The organism is Pseudomonas sp. AN-B15 (assembly GCF_019056475.1).
In the GTDB taxonomy this organism is placed as follows: domain Bacteria; phylum Pseudomonadota; class Gammaproteobacteria; order Pseudomonadales; family Pseudomonadaceae; genus Aquipseudomonas; species Aquipseudomonas parakoreensis.
The window spans coordinates 3226843-3247800 of the sequence record NZ_CP049737.1 but is presented as its reverse complement, the minus strand read 5'-3'; the positions used below and the strand labels follow the sequence as shown (position 1 = coordinate 3247800).

Here is a 20958-nt window from a genome sequence, read left to right as displayed (position 1 = left end):
TTTCAGTAAAGTGTGGAGCCTACCGGAATCAGTAAGCGATTTCTTGGCAAAGTTCCGCTCGGTGCGCTGGCGCACGCTTACAGCTGCGCAGCCCGCAGGCGAGCAGCATGCTCGACGTAGAGGGCGATCGGATCCTGGCCGGTTTTTTTCACTCCGTCGGGGCGACGCAGACTGCCCAGGTGGCTGAAAGGATAGTCGGAACGGATGACCCGGCCCAGATGGGAACTGTAGCGTCCCACGAAGCCATCGTTCTGCCCGGCCTCTGCGACAAAATGCTCTGATAATCCCCGGCAGACGATATGCACCGGATCAAGTGCCTGCAATAAGTTGTCCTGCAGCGTGCCGCTCCAGGAATAGTAGTGAACGTCATTGACCCGCTCCGCACCCTGGCCGCCCCAGCTGGAAGGCAGACCTTGCGGATACTTTCTGTTGAATTGCCCAACACCTGCGGTCGTCAGGGCATTGAGTGCGGCGACAGCGTTCTGCGGCAGGCCCGGTTGCCCGCTGAGCAGCGAGAGGAAGCGGGCAAACTGTGTTGCAGCGTGCTCCGCCACCTGCTCCGGCAGGCCACCCGGTATCAGGGCCTGGCGTAAGGCGTCAGCCAGTTCCGAACCGTGATTGGGGCCACTTACCGACGTGACCGAGGCGACTTTCTCCGGTGCCAGCGCAGCGGCGTAACGGCACGCCAGCGCGCCCTGGCTATGCCCGATCAGGTTGACCTTGCCGGCTCCTGTTCCTCGCAGAACGCTTTCGATCTGGAACATCAATTGCTGGCCGCGTACTTCGTTGTCATGGGTCGCAGACAGCTGCGGCACAAACACTTGGCCGCCTGCTTCCCTCAGCGCTTGCTTGACATCATGAAAAAGCTCGAAATGGCCGATACGGTCAAACCCGAACAGGCCATGGACCAAAAGGATGGGGTAGCGGGTTGTCGCATTCCGTTGCATGTTTCTGCCTCTTTCTGCAGATGCTTGTCAGTGGTTGGTGCGTGCCACTGTAAAACAGGCCTGCGGGTCGGCGATGTCTGAAAGCTCCTCGGTACTGAAAGGAAACTGGACTAAAAGCGGTACGAATATTCGCTTCTGCTTGAGGGGGTAGTCGGAACATTTGGCAATCTTTTGAGCGGTATCGCTTGATTCTGCTTCGTATGCCTACGTCATGCGGTGCATTTACCCTCCTGATGGGAGGCATTGTGCTGACTTCTGGCGATTGCTGGATGGTGTTCAATGGAGTTCGTTCGACGCTGCCTTCATGGCGGCGTTTTATCCAAGGAATGGAGCTACGAATGTCTATATACGAAGTCAACGGCGACGCCTCTGTGGCGCCCGCGTCAAATACCTCTCCCGTAGCGGATGACTCCGGTGGACGCGGTCTTCTGAGTTTGAAGGTGGACGGCGAGAACTTCGAGTTCTGCTATCGACCTGCGTCTGCACCGGCACCCGCTCCAGTCTCGTGGCTGCCTGCGCCCATGATTGAAGTTATGGAGGGCGGAATGCTTGATCCTACACTGAACCAGGCATTCGTCAGGGTTGCGCCTTACCCGAACATGGTGTGCGGCGACAAACTTGTGCTGCACTGGCAAGGGCTGGATGACGAAGGCTTGTCCTACATCCACGAAATCACTCGCACGGTCAGTGAAGGCCAGGTGGGGCAGGAACTTGTCTTTGTCGTGAAGGGATTGCACATAGCAGCGCTGGAGCGTGGCTCACTGGAGGTTTTCTGGACGCTGTACAGCGTCGCGCTGCCGGAGCCGCTGTCATCCAGGCGCTTGCAGCTGGATGTGGGCGATCCGGAACCCGATCTGCTGGCGCCGATCCTTGAAGACACGGTGGGTGGGACGCTTGATCCGGACCGTGTTCCGCAAGGGACTGGCGTGATCGTGCGACCTTACGCCCGGATGGCTGTCGGGGACCGGGTCATCCTGTCCTGGCAAGGTGATGAAGGACTGCCGGTCATCAATGATGTATTGCTCGTAGAACAGTTTGCAGTGAGCGAAGCGCTGTCTTTCTGGATCCCCGCGCATTGCATCGCCCCGCATCGTATGCACGAGGTGAGCGTCAGCTACCGAGTGGAGTCAGGCTCGGCTCAGGTAAGGCAATCTGCAAACCTGCGCGTTCTGATCGCACCCTTGATGCGAGGTGATCTCGCAGCTCCGCAGGTACTGGAGGCGCAAGACGGCGAGCTGGAGGTAGTGGATGCCGAGGATGGCATTACCGTAGTGATCGACAATGCCCAGGCTGAGGAGGGGGAGCTGGTTTACTTGAAATGTGATGGTGAGTATTTCAGTCATCGCGATGATCGGGATATCACCCGGGAAACCGCAGGCCAGCCCGTGGTATTCATCGTGCCTTACCGTTTCTGGCGAGAGCATCGGGAAACTGTGGTGCAGGTGTCGTATTCGGTGGAACGGCTGGATGATGTCAGCCAGGCCTCTGAGGTGACCCGTATCCGGGTGCGGGCATAACCTGTGGTGAAAGCTGAACGATGATTCAGCCTTTGCGGGATTTTGACAATCCCGCAAAGGCTGTTCAGCTCATCAGGCTCGAAGACGTTCGGCTGCGTTCGATAGCAACAGCTCTGTCGCACTGAACCCAAGGCAACCATCGGTCACCGACACGCCGTAACGCAGGGCGGGGCCTAGAGGCTGGCAGCCTTCGAACAGGTGGGACTCAATCATCATCCCGATCAAGGAACGATCCCCCTGCAGACGCTGTTCGAGCACCGCATTGAACACCTCGGGCTGGCGCAGAGGATCCTTGCCGCTGTTGGCGTGGCTGCAGTCAACCATGATCCGCGCCGGAATCTTCAGGCGTTTCAAGTCGGCACGGACCTGGGCAATGCTTTCGTGGCCGTAGTTCGGGCCGTGATGGCCACCACGCAGCACCATATGCGTGTCAGGGTTGCCCGGGGTCTGAATGATCGCCGGGTGCCCCTGGCTGTCGACACCAAAGTGTCGATGCGGGTGGGCTGCTGAGCGCATGGCATCGACAGCTACAGCGACGCCGCCGTCAGTGCCGTTCTTGAAGCCGACGGGCATGTTCAGACCACTGGCCATTTCCCGGTGGATCTGCGATTCGGTGGTGCGTGCACCGATGGCAACCCAACTGAGCAGGTCGTCGAAGTAGCCGGCGGCCATGGGCTGCAGGAGTTCGGTAGCGACAGGCAAGCCCAGGCGGATCATCTCGATCATCAATTCGCGCGACAGGGTCAGGCCCGCAGCCATGTCGTCGCTGCCATCCAGATGCGGGTCGTAGGCCAGACCTTTCCAGCCGACGGTGGTCCGTGGTTTTTCGACGTAAGCGCGCATCACCAGCAGCATCTCGTCGCTGACTTGATGTGCGAGGCGGGAAAGCTTTTCGGCGTATTCGAGTGCGGAGCGCGGGTCATGAATCGAGCAAGGGCCGACGACGACCAGCAGGCGATGGTCTTCGCCATTGAGAATCGCGCGGACCGCCTGGCGGTGGGCTGCGACTTGCTGGGCGAGGGCATTGCTCAGGGGCAATTGCTGTTTGAGTTGCAACGCGCTGGACAGACGCAGGGTCAGCGCTTCGTTGGCAGAATCGAGGGTGGACAGTGGCAGAGCAGAAACAGACGAGTTCATATTCAGGATTCCTGGGCTGGTGGCGGGTGCTTCCCGCTCACTCGGCCCTACTGGGGTGTTCGACAATTGGCCGTATTGGCTGCGTGTGTGTGCTTGCCACCTGTGGGTGACCGATCGGAGGCGGCAGGCTGTCCCGAGCGGAGGCTGCTAAATCGCCAGGCGCTAAAAGTGTCGTAACGGTAATAAGTGGCGTAGTTCATGTCGTAATTCCTCAAAGTGTCTGGTGTGTTGCTGAAAAAGTTGGGGCCTGAAAAAACAAAACCCCCGGTCGGGAGGCCGACCGGGGGTGAGAATTCTCTGGTAGGCGACCCGTTTTCATGGGCGCCGTTTGGGTATCAGGCGCGCCAGTGGCTAAACCAATACCCAAAATAAAAGCTGGCAGGAGCACAAGCGTCATTCACCCGCGCAGCCGCAACCGAGCGCAAGGCGCTGGCGGAACGAAGCTGTGAGAGGGCATTGAGCATGGTTTGTCTCCAATGGATGCGCCGAGCTTACTCGAGGCCCATGCGCCTGAGCAATCAGAAATTGCTATCGCGCCTACATGACATTTCCTATTGCTTGAGTGCCGCAGGCGTTGTGACACACTGCGTATTTGGCACAATCCCAAGGATGAATAATGTCAACGTTCACCATCGCTGCAGCTCAATCGTTCTCCGTTGCCGGTGATCTGGCGGCGAACATCGCCCGTCATTTGCGCTTCATGGCCGTGGCAGCGGAGCAGGGCGTCGAGTTGCTGGTGTTTCCGGAGCTGTCGCTGACAGGTTACGAAGGCCAGATGGCTGCAGACATGGCAATCGATCCGCAGGATTCGGTGCTGCAACCCTTGCGCGATTGCGCGCGCGAGCTGGGTCTCATAGCGGTGGTCGGGATGCCGATTCGCCTGAAGGGTAGCTCCAAGGTATGGATCGGCGCGCTGACGTTAGGCAGGGATGGTTCTCTCGAGGTGTACAGCAAACAACATCTGCACAGTGGCGAAGAGCTGTTCTATGCCACAGGTGCTGGTGGTTCGTCCTTGCGCATAGGCAACGATACCGTCGCGCTGGCGGTCTGCGCTGATTTTTCCCACGCCAGCCACGCGGCAGCGGCTGCCGTTGCTGGCGCCGACCTGTACGCAGCAGGCGTGCTGATTGGCGAGAAAGGCTATGACGTGGATAGCGCGATATTGCAGGGCTACGCCCATAAGCACTCGATGGCGGTTCTGATGGCCAATCACGCCGGGCTCACGGGTGGATGGCAATCGGCGGGTCGCAGTGCCGTCTGGTCTGAAGACGGCACGCTGGTTGCCGCCGCGCCAGGGCCTGGTGAGCTGTTGGTCGTTGCGCGACGTGATGCCGGCGCATGGCAGGGGCGGGTAGTTCCGGTGGTGGCGGGGCAATGACCTACCAATTGCGTCGCGCCGAACTGGCTGATCGGGTATTTGCCCGAGAGCTGACGTGCCAGAACATGCTGCGCTATTACATTGGCCACGATCTGCTGTGGCAGGACCAAGCGTTCGAGGTTGCCTGGGATGGACGGGACAATTGGCTGATCATTCTTGGCCAGATTCCTGTGGGATTTTTCAGCCTCAGTCGCGATCGCCGGGCGTTGTATATCCGCGAGCTGCAAATAGTCGAGGCGTTTCGCGGGCAGGGGGCTGGATCCTGGGCGATTGATCAGGTTATCGCCATAGCCCGCGCTGAAGGACTGCCGGCGCTGCGTCTGACCGTATTCAAAAATAATCCTGCGCAAAGCCTGTATAAGAGAAAAGGCTTGAATGTGTGTGGTGAGGACGAGTGTTTCCTGAGGATGCAGCTTGATTTCGGTACACCTGTGCTCTGAAACCCACGGCTGGCAAGCCTTCAATGATGAATTGAAACTTTTTAAATGACGCTTGCCGCTAGGTCTGTCTGGCACTTTTTGCTAAGGTGTCCGGCATCCCAATAAGACCATATCGCGAGGTGTCTGCTTGATTAGGGTGCTAGTGGTCGATGACCATGATCTCGTTCGTACAGGCATTACACGTATGCTGGCCGATATCGATGGCTTGCAGGTGGTTGGACAGGCCGAGTCCGGGGAAGAGTCCCTGATCAAGGCCCGTGAGTTGAAACCCGATGTGGTCCTGATGGACGTAAAAATGCCCGGTATCGGTGGTCTCGAGGCCACGCGCAAGCTGTTGCGCAGCCATCCGGACATCAAGGTTGTCGCTGTCACGGTGTGTGAGGAGGATCCATTCCCTACACGTCTGTTGCAGGCAGGTGCCGCCGGCTACCTGACCAAGGGCGCGGGTCTGCCGGAAATGGTTCAGGCCATCCGCTTGGTGTTTGCCGGCCAGCGTTACATCAGCCCGCAGATTGCCCAGCAACTGGCGATCAAATCGTTCCAGCCAACCAATGACTCACCGTTCGATGCCTTGTCCGAACGGGAAATCCAGATTGCGTTGATGATTGTCGGCTGCCAGAAGGTGCAGATCATCTCCGACAAGCTCTGTCTGTCGCCAAAAACCGTGAATACCTATCGCTACCGGATCTTCGAAAAACTGTCGATCAGCAGCGATGTCGAGTTGACGTTGCTGGCCGTGCGCCACGGCATGGTTGACGCCAGCGCCTGATCATGACTGAAATATTCGATTCCGGCGCCTTCCTGGCGACTGTCAGCGGGCGTCCCGGCGTCTATCGCATGTTCGACAACGAGGCACGCCTGCTGTATGTCGGCAAGGCCAAGAACCTCAAGAAGCGACTGGCCAGCTATTTCCGCAAGACCGGACTGGCGCCGAAGACCGCTGCGCTGGTCGGGCGTATCGCACAGGTCGAAACGACCATTACCGCCAATGAAACCGAGGCGTTGCTGCTTGAGCAGACGCTGATCAAGGAGTGGCGGCCGCCGTACAACATTCTGTTGCGCGACGATAAGTCCTATCCCTATGTATTTCTGTCTGACGGCCAGTTCCCACGGCTGAGCATCCATCGTGGCGCGAAGAAGGCGAAGGGCAAGTATTTCGGCCCGTATCCGAGCGCCGGGGCCATTCGAGAAAGCCTCAGCCTGCTGCAAAAGACCTTTTTCGTCCGGCAGTGTGAGGACAGTTACTACAAGAACCGTACGCGCCCTTGTCTTCAGTATCAGATCAAACGCTGCAAGGCACCTTGTGTCGGTTTGGTTGAGCCGGAAGTTTATGCCGAGGATGTGCGCCACTCGGTGATGTTTCTTGAAGGGCGCAGTCACGCGCTGACCAATGAGCTGTCAACGGCGATGGAAGAGGCGGCGATCAATCTCGAGTTCGAACGCGCCGCCGAGTTGCGTGACCAGATTGCCTTGCTGCGCCGGGTCCAGGATCAGCAAAGCATGGAAGGCGGTACCGGCGACATCGATGTCATCGCAGCCTTCGTCAACCCGGGCGGTGCGTGCGTTCATTTGATCAGCGTGCGCGGCGGGCGTGTGCTGGGCAGCAAAAACTTCTTTCCACAGGTGGGTATTGAAGAGGAGGTTGCCGAAGTCATGGCGGCGTTCCTCGGCCAGTACTATATCAGCAGCCCGGAACGCGACTTGCCGAGCGAACTGATCGTCAACGTCGTGCCCGAAGACGCCACGGCCCTGATCGACGCCATCCACGAGTTGCGTGGTCGCGAGCTGAGCATCAGCCACCGGGTGCGTGGCACGCGGGCGCGCTGGCAGCAGTTGGCGGTCACCAATGCCGAGCAAGCGCTGGGTGCGCGCCTGGCCAACCGTCAACACACGGCTGCGCGCTTCGACGCGCTGGCAGAAGTACTGAACCTGGATGAACCACCGCAGCGCCTCGAATGCTATGACATCAGCCACTCCAGTGGCGAGGCGACTGTCGCCTCTTGCGTCGTGTTTGGTCCGGAAGGTGCGATCAAATCCGACTATCGTCGTTACAACATCGAGGGCGTCACAGCGGGCGATGACTATGCGGCCATGCATCAGGCCCTGACCCGGCGCTTCAGCAAGCTGAAGGACGGGGAGGGCAAACTGCCGGATATTCTGCTGGTGGACGGCGGCAAGGGACAATTGTCGATGGCCCGCGACGTGCTCAACGAATTGGCGGTGCCGGACCTGATCCTGCTGGGTGTGGCCAAGGGCGCAACCCGCAAGGCAGGGTTCGAAACTTTGTATCTTAATGATGCCGCCCATGAGTTCACTTTGCGTGGCGACTCACCCGCGTTGCACCTGATCCAGCAGATTCGCGACGAGGCACACCGGTTCGCGATCACTGGCCACCGTGCGCGGCGCGGCAAAACCCGCCGTACGTCGACGCTGGAAGGTGTTGCAGGTGTAGGGCCGACCCGGCGTCGGGACTTGTTGAAACATTTTGGTGGATTGCAGGAGCTGTCTCGTGCAAGCATCGAAGAGATCGCCAAAGCACCGGGGATCAGTAAAAAGCTCGCAGAGTCGATTTATGCAAACCTGCATAGCGAGTAGAATGCCAACTCACCTCGTAGCCAGTTGTGCCGATGAATATCCCGAATCTGATTACCGTTCTACGCGTCCTGCTCATCCCGATCTTCATTTTGCTGTTTTATCTGCCTTATCAGTGGAGCTACATGGCCTCCGCCTCGGTGTTCGCCTTTGCGGCGGCCACTGACTGGCTCGACGGCTATCTGGCTCGTCGCCTGGAGCAAAGCACGCCGTTCGGAGCCTTTCTCGATCCGGTTGCCGATAAGCTGATGGTGGCTGTCGCTTTGGTACTGCTGGTTCAGGAACACGGCAATTTGTGGCTGACACTTCCCGCAGCCGTCATCATTGGCCGTGAGATTGTCGTATCGGCCTTGCGTGAATGGATGGCCGAACTGGGTGCCCGCGCGCATGTAGCAGTGTCCAATCTCGGCAAGTGGAAAACCGCAGCGCAGATGCTGGCGCTGGTGATCCTGCTGGCCAATCCAAGAGACTTCAGTTTCTGGGTCTTGCTGGGTTATGCCTTGTTGATGATCTCGGCAGGCCTGACGTTGTGGTCGATGGTTCAATACTTGCGGGCCGCCTGGCCGCATCTGAAAACCGACGTTGAAAAGAAATAAAACTTTTTTGAATCAAAGGGTTGACGGGGCATCTGAAATCTATAGAATGCGCCACACCAAGCGGGAATAGCTCAGTTGGTAGAGCACGACCTTGCCAAGGTCGGGGTCGCGAGTTCGAGTCTCGTTTCCCGCTCCAAGTTTGTACGCGGTTGTTGTGGTGCTACTAAACAGCAATCGTTTGAGGCCGAGTAGCAAAATGGTTATGCAGCGGATTGCAAATCCGCCTACGCCGGTTCGATTCCGACCTCGGCCTCCACTCTAAACAAGCTCCGTAGATCCATGATTTACGGAGCTTTTTTATTTCCAGTGCGCTGCAAGATTTAGTCTTGAAATCAACCACTGTGAACTTGCTTCACCGGGACGTGATGTATATATTTCCCGCTCTGCTTTACAAGGCTTAACGCTGTCGGGTTTGCTGATCGACTGCTTTGAGCACTACACCGCGCTACCGCCCGAATGGCGAAACTGGTAGACGCATGGGACTTAAAATCCCCCGCTCGTAAGGGCGTGCCGGTTCGATTCCGGCTTCGGGCACCATCTAAAATCAAGGGTTTGCGGGCGAAAGCTGATGCAAGCCCTTGTTTGTTTTCAGATCGCCATTTTTAAATGGCTTCTCGCCAATTCTTCCGTTTCCCTTTTCCTCCTGTGTGCAAAGACCGTTGGTCACTTCTTGATGCAATCAATCCTGCGAGCGTCTACGTTTGTGGCTTGGTCGAAGATATCAACAGTCATTGAGTGAACATTTGAGCTTGACCCGATGGCGTTGATATCAGGATGGATCTTGATCAAGGCGCGGTGCATCGCTCAGGCGATGGGCATTCGGACGGCCTGTCTGTCACGCCAGACCCGCCATTTTTGACGTGTTAAGGAGAACACCGATGGCAATCAATCAAGTGCACGCAGCAACCGATAAAACCGCTCTCGTCGAAGCCGAGGTGTACCGTTGGTACAATCTCTTCTTTCCGTGGTCGCGCGGTATGTCTTCCCGGTCGGAAGGCGCCATCAAACCCCTGTACGACGCGTTGGCGAATGACTTTCGTGTGGTACTCACCGATGGACAGATCATGAGTCGAGCGGATTATTGGGAGCGACTTTGGGGGTTGTACGGCGAGCGTGCTGGAAGCCCTGAATCGCACATCACCAACCTCTCGATCACAGCGCTTCCAGGGGACTGCTTCCTGGCCGTCTTCGACCTTGTCAAAGACGGCATCACCAAGAAGAAAGTCGATTCGGCGCTTATGCGCCTCGACCAGACCTCGCCATCCGGAATTTCATGGGTTTACGTGCATGAAAGCGAGCACGAAAGGGCTCTTGCGTAAGTCACTTGAGTTCTACTCTTGTGGCTGAAAAGCCTGGATGTTTTTAATGTTGGCAAAAAATCAGGCCCAGCCCCGTGCTGGGCTTTTTTGTATCTGCTGTTTGGTCAGAAAACAACAAGCCCAGGCATGCCCGGGCCGGTTTAGGGAATACATTCAGCGCGAATCAACCTCTTTTGCAGCCTGGGCGTTTAATCGTTCCTTGCGCCTGCGCAGCCAACTGAAGAATGCATGAGCCGGGTGTAAAAACGCCGCACCTGCGCATAGCAGCAAGATGATGAAAATGGCAATCAGCGGGAGGCTTTCGTGCGAGAACATGGTGGGGTACTCCTGTAGGCACTATGTTGGAACCCGCAGGCTAGACGCTTCTAGCCATGCTTGCGATGAACGTATATTCATCCTCGGGCGCTTGAACTGTGCTACGGAGGGTTCACCAAAATGATCAAGTCCAGAGGTGCGCAGGCACCGGCCTCAGCTGAGGCCAGCGCCGTGCGTGGAGTGATTACGCAGATGTGTTTTCAGCTGCGTTTCGGCAGTTTCCAGTTCGGGCGGATGAAATGGCAGGTGTAACCATTCGGTATCCGCTCCAGATAGTCCTGGTGCTCGGGTTCCGCTTCCCAGAAGGGGCCCGCCGGTTCGATTTCAGTGACCACGCGCCCCGGCCACAGCCCGGATGCATCGACATCGGCAGCGGTGTCTTCAGCAATGTCGCGTTGCTGTTCGTTAAGGTAGTAAATCGCCGAGCGATAACTGGGGCCGAGATCGTTGCCTTGTCGGTTGGGAGTGCTGGGATCGTGGATCTGGAAGAAGAACTCAAGGATTTGCCGGTAACTGATCACGGCAGGGTCGAAGACGATTTCGATGGCCTCGGCGTGGTTGCCGTGGTTGCGGTAGGTCGCATTCGGCACATCGCCACCGCTGTAGCCGACTCGCGTCTGCAGCACCCCGGGATAGCGTCGCAGCAGGTCCTGCATGCCCCAGAAGCAGCCCCCGGCGAGAATCGCGGTTTCGGTTTTTCCGGTCATGATCGTTTTTGCCTCTCGGTGACGGTGGATACGGGTTCTGGTTATGAGGGCGCGTTGGCTATTTGCAAGCTTGACTCAGGGTGAAGGGCTGCTCGAAACGGTGTTTTCAATAAAATGCCCTGACGATAAGGTCAGGGCATTGAGGGTTTCGAGCGGTGAACTCGTGGCAATTCGCGCTGAGTGATGGACGAAAACCAAGACATCAAGCGATTACACAAACGCTTGCCCGAAAAAGCCCCGTGGCAGGCGTTGCGGACCCGCCAGAGCGGTCAAGCGTGCGATCCATTCCGAGCGCCAGTTCGATGCACCATGATCAGCCTGTGTGTGGCGCGCTGCGCGCCGAGCAGCATTGCGCTGGGTTTTGCGCGCATTTTTGTAGGCATCGGTATTTCGGCAGCTGCGGCATTTAACGCGATTGAGTTCCTGGCTCGAGGCAAGGTTATTGCCTTTGTGACCACAAGCCAGGTGTCCGTCTACTTTGAAATGGATAACCATGGATCAGTCTCCTGGTGACGTGTACAGGTTATGACCTGCCACGACTGCAGGTGTTCGCCGGATCGGCCAGGCGGTACGCGTTGAGACTGTCGTTATTGCCATCCGGTCATCTGAAACGAGGCAGAGGCCGCTCGACGGGTTGCAACGAAGACAGCGTACTGCGAATCAGCGGCGTATCTTTTTCGATGTCGTTCAGGCGATCGCGTATGCGCAGGGCGGTCGGATGGCCGCCTTGATGATCGACCCAGTCGGCAATTTCCTTGCAGGCCGCAGCCAGGCGCGCCTGACGGGAGTCGAGCAGGGTGAGGAGGGTGGTGATGGACTCTTTTTCGGACATGGAGCACCTCCGTTCAGACAAACCGTTGAGAGGCAGCAAAAAGCCCGCGGGCTGCGAGCTCTCTGCCGTTGGGGCGCTGGTCCGTCAGCTGCTTTGAGTATAGACCCCGCCTGTCAATTACATCAGCCGGCCGATTGTCGCGCCGGTCGCGGCGAGCTGGCCGCATTGAGCCTTTGGCATTCGCGCCGGGCATCTTCCTCAAGATCATAGCCGTCACCGATGAAGCCTCCGGTTCGGGTGTCATTGATCCGAAACCAGCTGCTGGATTCGGCAGGTTCATGCTGACTTTCCCCGGCGCGGCGGCCGTGAATGATGATCTTGTTGCAGCGCTTCACGACAAAGATGTCTTCCATGGCGTCACCACAGCAAATAGGTGTCAGATCAACTATAGAAGCCTTGGCCAATCGTGCAAAAAATAGCCAGTCAGTTCGTCGGTTGCAGCCACTCGGTGGCGCGCCAATCCAGGCGATGCGTCGGCTTCAACGCCTGTAGAAACTCTGGAACCTGGGAAACCGCGATTGATTGCTCGGCTACCAGCGCGATCAAGACGCGTCGATCATTTGCTCGAGAAACATCGCCAGCGCCACTTCCTCAGCGCGCAGGCCTTTGCGCACCCTCGGGCGTGGCAGTTCGGCCAGCGCACCGAGCAGGAAGCGCTCGACCACGGCGGGATGGATGTAGCATTTGCGGCACACCGCCGGGGTGTTGCCCAGCTGTTTGGACACGCTCTTGACCATCTCCACCACATGCCGTTTCGCCTCGGCTTCGGACTCCCATTGCAGTTCGCGCAATACCGCCAGGGCCAGCGCGCTGCCGGCCCAGGTGCGGTAATCCTTGGCGGTGAAGTCGGCACCGGTGAGGGTTTGCAGGTAGCTATTGACGTCGTGGGAGCTGACGGTGTGCCGCTCACCATTTTCATCCAGATACTGAAACAGATTCTGTCCCGGGATTTCCAGGCAGCGCTTGATGATGCGCGCCAGGCGACGATCCTTGACGGTGATCTGGTGTTCAATGCCGCTTTTACCGCGAAACTGGAACAGGATCGCGCTGCCGTTGACCTCAACATGCCGGCTGCGCAGGGTGGTCAGGCCATAGGAGCGGTTGTCCCGCGCGTACTGGGTGTTGCCGACGCGGATCAGTGTGGCGTCGAGCAACGTGATGACCGTGGCCATGACCTTGTCGCGGCTGAAGCCGGGTGCGTCGAGCAGGGTTTCAAGCTGTTTACGCAACTTCGGCAGCGCCAGGCCGAACTCCCGCAGGCGCGAGTACTTGTCGGCGTCGCGCACCTCGCGCCAGCGCGGGTGATAGCGATACTGCTTGCGGCCCCGGGCATCGCGGCCGGTGGCCTGCAAGTGGCCACGCGGATCGGCGCAGATCCACACGTCGGTGTAGGCCGGCGGCACTGCCAGCGCGTTGATCCGCTTGATCTCATCGGGGTCGTTGATGCGTTGTCCGGCCGGATCGAAGTAGGCGAATTTGCCACGCAGTTTTTTACGGCGGATGCCGGGTTGGGTATCGTCGACGTAATGCAGGTCGGGCGGTAAGACGTCGGCTATTGCGGTGTCGGGCATGGCGGTGTCCTTGGCGAATCGCTCTGTTACAGCGATTGACCGCAGGCCGTGGCCGTCGTGCCAACCAATTCAGGCCAGCACGGCGACGGCCTTGATCTGCGCCCACAAATGCTGGCCCGGGTGGATGCCGAGCTGATCCCGGGAAAACCGCGTGATCCGCGCCAGCAGCGGTGTGCCGCCGGCATCCAGACGAATCAGCACATGCGCGGCGTTGTCCGCCGCCAGCTCGCTGACCACGGTCACCGGCAAGCGATTGAGGATGCTGCTGGCTTCGCTGTTGTGCAGGGCCAGACTGATGTCGCGGGCGTGCACCTTGCAGCGCAAGGCCTGACCGACCGCCATCGGCGCGTGCGTCACGCGGATGTTCATGGCCGTGGCCGGCAATTGCAGACTCAGCAACTGGTACTCGGCATCGTAGGCGCTGACCTGGCCTTCGATGATCACCCCGGCTTCATCGCCCAGCGCCATTGGCAGGTCCAGCCGGGCGAGGGTCTCGCCAATCGGGCCGCTGGCAAGGGCCTTGCCGTCGCTGAGCAACACCAGATGATCGGCCAGCCGCGCCACCTCATCCTGCGCGTGGCTGACATAGAGCACCGGAATGTCCAGTTCATCATGCAGGCGTTGCAGGTATGGCAGGATTTCGTTTTTGCGCTGGCTGTCGAGGGCCGCCAACGGCTCATCCATCAGCAGCAGTTTCGGGCTGGTCAACAGCGCGCGGGCGATACCGACACGCTGGCGTTCGCCGCCGGACAGATGCTGCGGATGGCGTTCCAGCAGATGGCCGATGCCCAGTAGCTCGGTGGCTTGTGCCATGTCGACCCGGCGCTGGGCCTTGGCAATGCGTTTGAGGCCGAACTGCAGATTGGCCAGCACTGACAGATGCGGGAACAGACTGGCTTCCTGGAACACGTAACCCAGCGCACGTTTGTGCGGCGGGACAAAAAACCGACGCTCGCTGTCCTGCCAGACTTCGTCGTTGATCTGGATGAAACCTTGCTCGGCGCGCTCAAGCCCGGCGATACAGCGCAGGCAGGTGGTTTTGCCCGAACCGGAATGACCGTACAGCGCAGTCACGCCACGCCCCGGCAAATGCAGATCAATATCCAGGCTGAAACCCGAATAAGCGATTTTCAGACGTGCATCAATCATCGATCAGCTCCAGCCCGCGCGGGTCTTGCGGCTGGAGTAGAGCGCCAGCAACACCAGAAACGAAAACACCAGCATCGCCCCGGCCAGCCAATGGGCTTGAGCATATTCCATCGCCTCGACATGGTCGTAGATCTGCACCGAGACCACGCGGGTCTTGTCGGGAATGTTGCCGCCGATCATCAGCACTACACCGAATTCACCGACGGTATGCGCGAACCCGAGGATCGCCGCGGTTACGAAACCGGGACGGGCCAACGGCAGGATCACGCTGAAAAAAGTGTCCCAGGGATTGGCGCGCAAGGTCGCGGCCACTTCCAGTGGGCGGGTGCCGATGGCCGCGAACGCGTTCTGCAACGGTTGCACCACAAACGGCATGGAATAGATCACCGAACCGATCACCAGCCCGGTAAAGCTGAAGGTCAGCGTGCCCAGGCCCAGCCATTGCGTGAAGTGGCCGAGAAAGCCATTGGGCCCCATTGCCAACAGCAGATAGAAGCCGATCACAGTCGGCGGCAGCACGAGGGGCAGGGCGACGATTGCGCCGATGGGGCCGCGCAGCCAGGAACGACTGCGCGCCAGCCACAGGGCAATCGGAGTGCCGACGACCAGCAGGATCGCGGTGGTCAGGGACGCCAGTTTCAGGGTCAGCCAGATCGCCGCGAAGTCGGCACTCGAGAGCGACATTTAGAGCTGGTAACCGTAGGACTTGATCACCGCAGCGGCTTTCGGGCCTTTGAGGTAGTCAACCAGCGCTTTGGCGGCGGCGCTGTCTTTGCCTTTGTTGAGGATTACCGCGTCCTGTTTGATCGGGTCGTGCATGTTCGCTGGAACGACCCACGCCGATCCGCTGGTGACCTTGCCGTCCTTGTAGATTTGCGACAGTGCTACGAAGCCCAGTTCCGCATTACCGGTGGACACGAACTGGTAAGCCTGGGTGATGTTCTGGCCTTCGACGATTTTGGCTTTGGTCGCTTCCGTCAGCTTGAGTTTTTCCAGCACCTGAGTGGCGGCCAGCCCGTACGGTGCGGCTTTCGGATTGGCGATGGACAGGTGCTGATATTCATTTTTCTTCAGCACTTCGCCTTTGCCATCGACGTAACCTTCTTTCGCCGACCACAGCGCCAGAGTGCCGATGGCGTAGGTGAAGCGCGAGCCCTTGACGGTATCGCCTTCTTTTTCCAGTTTTTCCGGAGTGGTGTCGTCCGCCGAGAGGAACACTTCGAACGGCGCGCCGTTCTTGATCTGGGTGTAGAACTGGCCGGTGGCCCCGTAGGCGGCGACCAGTTTGTGCCCGGTGTCTTTTTCGAAGTCGGCAGCAATGGCCTGGATCGGCGCGGTGAAGTTGGCGGCAACCGCCACCTGCACTTCATCGGCGTGAGCGGCGCCCAAGGCAAAAACCGACAGCAAGGAAGCCAGGCAAGCGGGGGCAAAACGTGAGGCACGAATGGTCATAACAGCTCCGTTATTGGCGAGTGCAGAGGGCAGTTATTGTTGGAGGTGGACTGCACCGATGCGAAGGGTGAAACGCTATATAGCGAAATATATAGCGAAATGCCGCTAAACAGGAAGTGCTGTTGTATACAGGATGAGGCTGTATCGAGCCTCATCCTGGATCGGATCAGTGTCGGACCAGTTTTGCCAGTGCGCCTTGCGCCAGTTCCCGGGTCAGTTCGGCGCTGCTCAGCTCCTTGCCCAACGGAAAAGCCTGCCCGGCCCAGAGGTTGCTGAACTGCGCTTCGCTTTTTGCCCGCAACGGCATCAGCGCTCCGCCGGCCAGCGGGAAGGCCGGGGCTTTCGCTGACATCGGGCCGATTTCGCGCATCACCCGATTGAGAATGCCGCGAGCCGGGCGGCCGGTGAACAGGTTGGTAATCGCGGTTTCGCTTTCCTTGGCGGTGCGCAGCGCCTGATGATGGGAGGCGCTGACTTTCGCTTCCGGGGTGAACAGATACGCGGTGCCAACCTGCGCTGCCGATGCTCCGAGCATCAATGCCGCGGCCACCCCGCGCGCATCGGCAATGGCGCCGGCAGCGATCACCGGTACTTTCACCGCATCGACAATCTGCGGCACCAGGGCAAAGGTACCGACCTGACTGCTCAGGTCATCGCTGAGAAACATCCCGCGATGACCACCTGCCTCATAGCCCATGGCGATGATCGCGTCGCAACCGTTTTGTTCAAGCCACACTGCTTCATCGACAGTCGTGGCAGACGAGAGGATTTTCGCACCCGTGGCCTTGACCCGATCCAGCAGGGATTTCTCCGGCAGGCCAAAGTGAAAACTCACGACTTCAGGACGAAACTCTTCCAGCACGGCGCACGCTGCCGCATCGAAGGGGGCCCGGTTGGACACCGGCGTCGGTGCATCGAAATCGACACCCAGTTCGCGGTAGTACGGCTCCAGCAGGCTTTTCCAGTCCCGTGCGCGCTGTTCATCGGCAGCCGGTGGCTGATGGCAGAAGAAATTGACGTTGAACGGTTTGCGAGTGTGCTCGCGAATGGTCTGCAGTTCTTCGCGCAGTTGCTCGATACTCAGCATTGCGGCGGGCATCGAACCCAGGCCGCCGGCGTTGCACACGGCGATCACCATGGCCGAATTCGTGGCACCGGCCATGGGGCCCTGGATGATCGGCAGCTCGATGCCGAGCAGGTCAAGAATGCGAGTGTCAGGCCATTGGCTCATGGAAGCGGTTCTCCGAACGATGAAACGGGGCAGGGACGGCAGAGCCGGTTTTTTAACAGCAAAACCGGACTCAGGGCCAGCGCGAATTTTCCGCGCACGGACAGCCATGCGCCGTCAGCGTCGATGAAAACCGCCGCCACCGCCACCAAATGAACGGTTCATGACTTGCGAGGAGTTGTGAAAGTTGTTGGTGCGCTGGTTGCCGAAGTTGCGCGCTGCAGATTCACGATTGAGGTTCTGCAGTTGAGCAGTGTTGTTGACCGGTGCCGTGCGGGTCGGGCTGCCCTTGACCATTGATTGCCAACCGTTGTCGGTTTTCTTGTAGACGTTACCGTCGTGCCCGGCATAGACGTTGTCGCCGACCCGTGCAGCGCCGCCGTTGCGGCCCCTGACGCCAGCATATTGCGTGGTCTTGTCGGTGTTGGGGGTGTACACCGCGCCACGGTTGGCGGTGACTTGCGTGCCGTTGCGTGCGTTGCCCGCTGTCACTCGGCCGCCGGCGATGGCGCCACCGTTCGGCCCGACCACCTCACCGCTGCGTCCGGCCGCGTAGTTGCCGTTGTAGGCATTGTGTACGGCACCGCGCTGGCCCGCCGCGGCAATCCCGGTGCGCGAGTTATAGGACGAGCCGACCTGACCGGCCCAGCGATTACCGGTCCAGGCGTTGTAGCCGGCGCCGTAACGGCTGACGGTCGCGCGGTCGCCCCACTGACGATAAATGTTGCCGGTGGTGCCGGCCCAGCCACCGGGCCCCCAGGCCACGGCACCGCCGCGATAGCCGTAAGCGGCGCCGCCCCAGGCCAGCGGCGCCGGATACAGGCGCGGCCCCCAGGCATAACCCCAGCCGTAATTGCCCCACCACGGATAAGCACCCCAGCCCCAACCCATTGCCACGGTGTTGCCGCCCCAGCTCCAGCCGAAGCCGAAACCGAAGGTCCAGCCGGTCCAGGGTGTATAGCGAATCGCGACACCGAAACCGTAGGTCACGGGCGGCCCATACCAGACACTGCCAACCCACGGCGTGTACGGATATCCGGTGCCGTAAACCACCACACCCGTGGCCGGATCCAGGTTCGACCCTTGATACCCCGGGGTGTAGCCAACCACCACCGTGTCGCCGCTGGACTCATAGACTTTGACGTAAGTGAGGTAATGCATCGGTGAACTCGGCGGGATGGAATAGATCACCGACGGTACCGAACTGGCGACGACCCACGGTCCGCTGACTGTCGTTGCGGTGAACCAGATGCCGTTCTCCACGGCATACCAGCTGTCGTTGTCGACACGAATGATCGGCGTCGCGCTGTTGACCACATATTGCAGCGACGTGGTGTTGATCGGTTTGAGTTGCGGCTCGCCGTCGAACTGCGGCGCGGTCATTTTCACTGCACTTTTCTTGATCGCCGAGGTTTGCGGGATGGCGGCGGCAATCGCGGCTTCCTTGGCCTGCGGCGTACCGGCGACGGAGGCCTTGACGTTCTCTTTCGGGCTGTCGTCGGGGATGTTGGCGAAGTCGGCAGGCAATTTGTCCGCCGGGATAAACGTCCACGGCCCGTTCATGTCGGCGGCCCGGAACCAGCGTCCGGAAATCAACACGTAGCTGTTCTGGTCGCCGATTTCCTTGAAGATGTGTCCGGTGGTGTTGCTCACGTAGAGCAGGCTGGTGCCCTGAATCGGCGACCACTGCGCAGCCCCGTCGGTAACGATCAGCTCGGTGGGGGTAGTGGCGATGAAAATTTTCGGCTGCGGCGGTTTGGCCAGATTTGGCACCTTGTCTTTCGGATCACTCTGCCCGGTCAGCAGATCGACCTGGCGGCTCTGGATCGCCGCCTGTTTGGCCTTCTCCAGATCGGCAGGCGGTGCGGTCAGACGGGTGTACTCGCCGCTGAGGTTGTCAGCGACCATCCAGCCATCAAACACATGCAAGTAGTGCTTGCCCTCGGCGTCCTTGAGCAATAACGGGCGGGTGTTGATCACCCGCTGCAGCCCGGTGCCCTCGACCGCGCGATACGCCGCGTCGCCATCAATATAGACAAGCAGGGCGGGGACGTCGGAACTGATGATCGCCGGCGGGGTATTTTCCAGCGGTGCGCTGTCGGCTTTCTGCTCTGCCGACAGCACACCGACGGCGGCCTCGAGTTGATCGAGGGAAATGGTCTTCTTGCGGCTCTGGGCATCCTTTTGCAGTGCCGCGAGCCAGACATCCGCCTGGCTGGCATCGGCGGGGAAGTCGGCCTTGATGATCTTGTATTGATCCAGTGCGACCCAGCGCGTGGCCTTGTCGACCAGCGTGTGCGCACTGAACTGGACAATGCCGTAAGTGGGTTTGCCATCGGCGCCGGTGGCTTCGACCGCCGCCCGGGCATTGAGTGTGTAGCCATCCCAGCTGTCGAGTTGCGGCTGGTACACGGTCAGCCTGGCCTTGCCGCTGGTGATCACTTGCGGCCACGTCGGCGCGCTGGGGGCGGCGTCGGCAGCGGCGGGTTTGTCGGCAGTGGCCGGGGCGGCCCACAGGTTGCCGGCGGTCAGCAGGCACAGCATCAGGATTGCAAGCCATGAGCGCGGGTAAGGCATTGTCAGCTCCATCGACAGAGGCCGCTTTCAGCAGGGGGGGCAGCGAAAGCACGACCGTCGAAAAAGCATAGTCGCCCGCTCTGGAATGACTGGACGGATTTGCGAATTGGCGCAAAGTCGGCTGGGGCAATGTGTTGCTTTGTGTTATTTCAAGGCGCGAGGATTTGAATCCACTGAGTGAGAGGCAGCCATGTTCAACGGCATTTTGATCGACAAAGACGACAGCGGTTACCGCGCCAGCCTGCAGCAGATCGATGAAGCGCAGTTGCCCGAAGGCGACGTAACGGTGCGGGTGGCGTACAGCACGCTGAACTTCAAGGATGGTCTGGCGATTACCGGCAGCAGCCCGGTGGTACGCCAGTTTCCGATGGTGCCTGGGATCGACCTGGCGGGCACGGTCGAGGTCAGCTCGCATCCTGACTACAACGTTGGTGATCAGGTGCTGCTCAATGGCTGGGGCGTGGGCGAAAGTCACTGGGGTGGCCTGGCACAGAAGGCGCGCCTCCGTGGCGACTGGCTGATTCCCTTGCCCGAGGCCTTCAGCGCCGCGCAAGCGATGGCCATCGGTACCGCCGGCTACACGGCGATGCTGTGCATTCTGGCGCTGGAGCGCAACGGCGTGACGCCGGATCAGGGCGAAGTGCTGGTGACCGGCGCCAACGGAGGGGTGGGCAGTTTCGCCATCGCCTTGCTCAGCAAACTCGGGTATCGCGTGGTGGCATCCACCGGCCGGGTGTCCGAGCACGAGTACCTGGAGCAACTGGGCGCCAGCGAGATCATCGACCGCGCAACCTTGTCGGAACCGGGCAAACCGCTGGCCAGGGAACGCTGGGCCGGCGTGATCGACTCGGTCGGCAGCCACACCTTGGCCAACGCCTGTGCCAGCACCCGCGCCGAAGGCACGGTGGCGGCCTGCGGTCTGGCCCAGGGTATGGATTTTCCTGCGTCGGTGGCGCCGTTCATTCTGCGCGGTGTGACCCTGGCGGGCATCAACAGCGTGACCCAACCCAAGGCCCGGCGGATCGAGGCCTGGAAACGTCTGGCCAAGGATCTGGACTTCGCCTTGTTGCCTTTGATCAGCCACGAAATCGCCCTGAGCGAAGCCATCGACGCGGCACCCAAATTGCTCGCCGGACAGCTGCGCGGCAGGGTTGTGGTCGACGTCAATCGCTGACAGAGTAAGCGCCATTGCGGCCCTGTG

The 20958-nt window shown here is 59.7% G+C and carries 21 protein-coding genes and 3 tRNA genes; 11 read left to right on the top strand and 13 right to left on the bottom strand.

The annotated features are described in order from the left end of the window. Positions 1–77: 77 nt before the first annotated feature. Positions 78–947 (bottom strand): triacylglycerol lipase, encoded by an 870-nt coding sequence (locus tag GTQ41_RS14585; RefSeq protein ID WP_047294775.1) that lies wholly within the window; start codon positions 945–947, stop codon positions 78–80. Between the two features lie 338 nt (positions 948–1285). Here GTQ41_RS14585 and GTQ41_RS14580 point away from each other — a divergent pair, with 338 nt between their 5' ends. Beyond that, on the top strand, positions 1286–2464 hold the full coding sequence (locus GTQ41_RS14580) for a hypothetical protein (protein ID WP_080963284.1): 1179 nt from the start codon (positions 1286–1288) through the stop codon (positions 2462–2464). Between the two features lie 72 nt (positions 2465–2536). Here the strand turns inward: GTQ41_RS14580 and GTQ41_RS14575 are convergent, their stop codons facing one another. Further along, the gene (locus GTQ41_RS14575; protein WP_217325293.1) at positions 2537–3601 is read right to left on the bottom strand and encodes a 3-deoxy-7-phosphoheptulonate synthase; all 1065 of its coding nucleotides are present in this window, start codon (positions 3599–3601) and stop codon (positions 2537–2539) included. A gap of 616 nt (positions 3602–4217) precedes the next feature. Here GTQ41_RS14575 and GTQ41_RS14570 point away from each other — a divergent pair. The 9 genes from GTQ41_RS14570 to GTQ41_RS14530 all read left to right on the top strand — a co-directional run bounded on the left by GTQ41_RS14570 (position 4218) and on the right by GTQ41_RS14530 (position 9926). Continuing rightward, complete coding sequence (locus GTQ41_RS14570; protein ID WP_047294771.1) at positions 4218–4979, top strand: carbon-nitrogen hydrolase family protein; 762 nt, start codon at positions 4218–4220, stop codon at positions 4977–4979. Further along, positions 4976–5419 carry an N-acetyltransferase gene (locus GTQ41_RS14565; protein ID WP_047294769.1) on the top strand — a complete coding sequence of 148 codons (444 nt, stop codon included), beginning with the start codon at positions 4976–4978 and terminating at the stop codon, positions 5417–5419. The genes GTQ41_RS14570 and GTQ41_RS14565 overlap by 4 nt, the downstream gene beginning before the upstream one ends. 127 nt (positions 5420–5546) lie before the next feature. Beyond that, entirely contained in the window at positions 5547–6188 is a 642-nt protein-coding gene (uvrY, locus tag GTQ41_RS14560) for a UvrY/SirA/GacA family response regulator transcription factor (RefSeq protein WP_024012761.1), read from the top strand. A gap of 2 nt (positions 6189–6190) precedes the next feature. Beyond that, positions 6191–8014, top strand: a complete 1824-nt coding sequence (gene uvrC / locus GTQ41_RS14555) for an excinuclease ABC subunit UvrC (protein WP_041064521.1) — start codon at positions 6191–6193, stop codon at positions 8012–8014. 32 nt (positions 8015–8046) lie between these two features. Continuing rightward, on the top strand, positions 8047–8607 hold the full coding sequence (gene pgsA / locus GTQ41_RS14550; RefSeq protein WP_003225417.1) for a CDP-diacylglycerol--glycerol-3-phosphate 3-phosphatidyltransferase: 561 nt from the start codon (positions 8047–8049) through the stop codon (positions 8605–8607). 60 nt (positions 8608–8667) lie between these two features. Beyond that, positions 8668–8743 (top strand) — tRNA-Gly (locus GTQ41_RS14545). 46 nt (positions 8744–8789) lie between these two features. Further along, positions 8790–8863 (top strand) — tRNA-Cys (locus GTQ41_RS14540). Between the two features lie 194 nt (positions 8864–9057). Then, a tRNA-Leu gene (locus tag GTQ41_RS14535) sits at positions 9058–9144 on the top strand. Positions 9145–9485: 341 nt separating this feature from the next. Next, complete coding sequence (locus GTQ41_RS14530) at positions 9486–9926, top strand: hypothetical protein (RefSeq protein ID WP_047294767.1); 441 nt, start codon at positions 9486–9488, stop codon at positions 9924–9926. A gap of 153 nt (positions 9927–10079) precedes the next feature. On the opposite strand, the gene GTQ41_RS14525 is transcribed toward GTQ41_RS14530, so the two are convergent. The 11 genes from GTQ41_RS14525 to GTQ41_RS14475 all read right to left on the bottom strand — a co-directional run bounded on the left by GTQ41_RS14525 (position 10080) and on the right by GTQ41_RS14475 (position 19757). Next, complete coding sequence (locus GTQ41_RS14525) at positions 10080–10241, bottom strand: hypothetical protein (RefSeq protein WP_182401375.1); 162 nt, start codon at positions 10239–10241, stop codon at positions 10080–10082. A 200-nt stretch (positions 10242–10441) separates the two neighbouring features. Beyond that, complete coding sequence (gene msrA, locus GTQ41_RS14520) at positions 10442–10948, bottom strand: peptide-methionine (S)-S-oxide reductase MsrA (RefSeq protein ID WP_041064515.1); 507 nt, start codon at positions 10946–10948, stop codon at positions 10442–10444. Between the two features lie 210 nt (positions 10949–11158). Further along, positions 11159–11443, bottom strand: a complete 285-nt coding sequence (locus GTQ41_RS28645) for a hypothetical protein (RefSeq protein WP_047294765.1) — start codon at positions 11441–11443, stop codon at positions 11159–11161. Positions 11444–11549: 106 nt separating this feature from the next. Beyond that, positions 11550–11780, bottom strand: a complete 231-nt coding sequence (locus GTQ41_RS14510; RefSeq protein ID WP_007964939.1) for a hypothetical protein — start codon at positions 11778–11780, stop codon at positions 11550–11552. Positions 11781–11902: 122 nt separating this feature from the next. Then, a complete protein-coding gene (locus GTQ41_RS14505) occupies positions 11903–12133 on the bottom strand; it encodes a hypothetical protein (RefSeq protein WP_041064505.1) in 231 nt (76 codons plus the stop codon). Between the two features lie 189 nt (positions 12134–12322). Then, positions 12323–13351, bottom strand: a complete 1029-nt coding sequence (locus GTQ41_RS14500) for a DNA topoisomerase IB (RefSeq protein WP_047294763.1) — start codon at positions 13349–13351, stop codon at positions 12323–12325. Positions 13352–13420: 69 nt separating this feature from the next. Next, positions 13421–14500, bottom strand: a complete 1080-nt coding sequence (gene modC, locus GTQ41_RS14495) for a molybdenum ABC transporter ATP-binding protein (RefSeq protein WP_047294761.1) — start codon at positions 14498–14500, stop codon at positions 13421–13423. A 3-nt stretch (positions 14501–14503) separates the two neighbouring features. After that, entirely contained in the window at positions 14504–15184 is a 681-nt protein-coding gene (modB, locus tag GTQ41_RS14490) for a molybdate ABC transporter permease subunit (protein ID WP_041064496.1), read from the bottom strand. Next, positions 15185–15952: a molybdate ABC transporter substrate-binding protein gene (gene modA, locus GTQ41_RS14485; protein ID WP_047294759.1), complete on the bottom strand. Its 768-nt coding sequence runs from the start codon at positions 15950–15952 to the stop codon at positions 15185–15187. It lies immediately after the preceding gene. A 166-nt stretch (positions 15953–16118) separates the two neighbouring features. After that, the gene (locus tag GTQ41_RS14480) at positions 16119–17183 is read right to left on the bottom strand and encodes a nitronate monooxygenase family protein (protein WP_047294757.1); all 1065 of its coding nucleotides are present in this window, start codon (positions 17181–17183) and stop codon (positions 16119–16121) included. A 114-nt stretch (positions 17184–17297) separates the two neighbouring features. Beyond that, entirely contained in the window at positions 17298–19757 is a 2460-nt protein-coding gene (locus tag GTQ41_RS14475) for a hypothetical protein (protein WP_047294755.1), read from the bottom strand. A 190-nt stretch (positions 19758–19947) separates the two neighbouring features. Between GTQ41_RS14475 and GTQ41_RS14470 the strand changes: the two genes are divergently transcribed. Then, positions 19948–20931, top strand: a complete 984-nt coding sequence (locus tag GTQ41_RS14470; protein WP_047294753.1) for an MDR family oxidoreductase — start codon at positions 19948–19950, stop codon at positions 20929–20931. Positions 20932–20958 lie beyond the last annotated feature (27 nt).

What these genes read in the sequence shown, in the direction of transcription:
- msrA (WP_041064515.1), bottom strand. Translation starts at nt 10,948, where the DNA reads ATGACCGGAAAAACCGAAACCGCGATTCTCGCCGGGGGCTGCTTCTGG.
- GTQ41_RS14530 (WP_047294767.1), top strand. Translation starts at nt 9,486, where the DNA reads ATGGCAATCAATCAAGTGCACGCAGCAACCGATAAAACCGCTCTCGTC.
- GTQ41_RS14585 (WP_047294775.1), bottom strand. Translation starts at nt 947, where the DNA reads ATGCAACGGAATGCGACAACCCGCTACCCCATCCTTTTGGTCCATGGC.
- GTQ41_RS14525 (WP_182401375.1), bottom strand. Translation starts at nt 10,241, where the DNA reads ATGTTCTCGCACGAAAGCCTCCCGCTGATTGCCATTTTCATCATCTTG.
- GTQ41_RS14500 (WP_047294763.1), bottom strand. Translation starts at nt 13,351, where the DNA reads ATGCCCGACACCGCAATAGCCGACGTCTTACCGCCCGACCTGCATTAC.
- pgsA (WP_003225417.1), top strand. Translation starts at nt 8,047, where the DNA reads ATGAATATCCCGAATCTGATTACCGTTCTACGCGTCCTGCTCATCCCG.
- GTQ41_RS14470 (WP_047294753.1), top strand. Translation starts at nt 19,948, where the DNA reads ATGTTCAACGGCATTTTGATCGACAAAGACGACAGCGGTTACCGCGCC.
- GTQ41_RS14510 (WP_007964939.1), bottom strand. Translation starts at nt 11,780, where the DNA reads ATGTCCGAAAAAGAGTCCATCACCACCCTCCTCACCCTGCTCGACTCC.
- GTQ41_RS28645 (WP_047294765.1), bottom strand. Translation starts at nt 11,443, where the DNA reads ATGGTTATCCATTTCAAAGTAGACGGACACCTGGCTTGTGGTCACAAA.
- GTQ41_RS14475 (WP_047294755.1), bottom strand. Translation starts at nt 19,757, where the DNA reads ATGCCTTACCCGCGCTCATGGCTTGCAATCCTGATGCTGTGCCTGCTG.
- modB (WP_041064496.1), bottom strand. Translation starts at nt 15,184, where the DNA reads ATGTCGCTCTCGAGTGCCGACTTCGCGGCGATCTGGCTGACCCTGAAA.
- GTQ41_RS14505 (WP_041064505.1), bottom strand. Translation starts at nt 12,133, where the DNA reads ATGGAAGACATCTTTGTCGTGAAGCGCTGCAACAAGATCATCATTCAC.
- modC (WP_047294761.1), bottom strand. Translation starts at nt 14,500, where the DNA reads ATGATTGATGCACGTCTGAAAATCGCTTATTCGGGTTTCAGCCTGGAT.
- GTQ41_RS14575 (WP_217325293.1), bottom strand. Translation starts at nt 3,601, where the DNA reads ATGAACTCGTCTGTTTCTGCTCTGCCACTGTCCACCCTCGATTCTGCC.
- GTQ41_RS14570 (WP_047294771.1), top strand. Translation starts at nt 4,218, where the DNA reads ATGTCAACGTTCACCATCGCTGCAGCTCAATCGTTCTCCGTTGCCGGT.
- GTQ41_RS14565 (WP_047294769.1), top strand. Translation starts at nt 4,976, where the DNA reads ATGACCTACCAATTGCGTCGCGCCGAACTGGCTGATCGGGTATTTGCC.
- GTQ41_RS14480 (WP_047294757.1), bottom strand. Translation starts at nt 17,183, where the DNA reads ATGAGCCAATGGCCTGACACTCGCATTCTTGACCTGCTCGGCATCGAG.
- uvrC (WP_041064521.1), top strand. Translation starts at nt 6,191, where the DNA reads ATGACTGAAATATTCGATTCCGGCGCCTTCCTGGCGACTGTCAGCGGG.
- modA (WP_047294759.1), bottom strand. Translation starts at nt 15,952, where the DNA reads ATGACCATTCGTGCCTCACGTTTTGCCCCCGCTTGCCTGGCTTCCTTG.
- GTQ41_RS14580 (WP_080963284.1), top strand. Translation starts at nt 1,286, where the DNA reads ATGTCTATATACGAAGTCAACGGCGACGCCTCTGTGGCGCCCGCGTCA.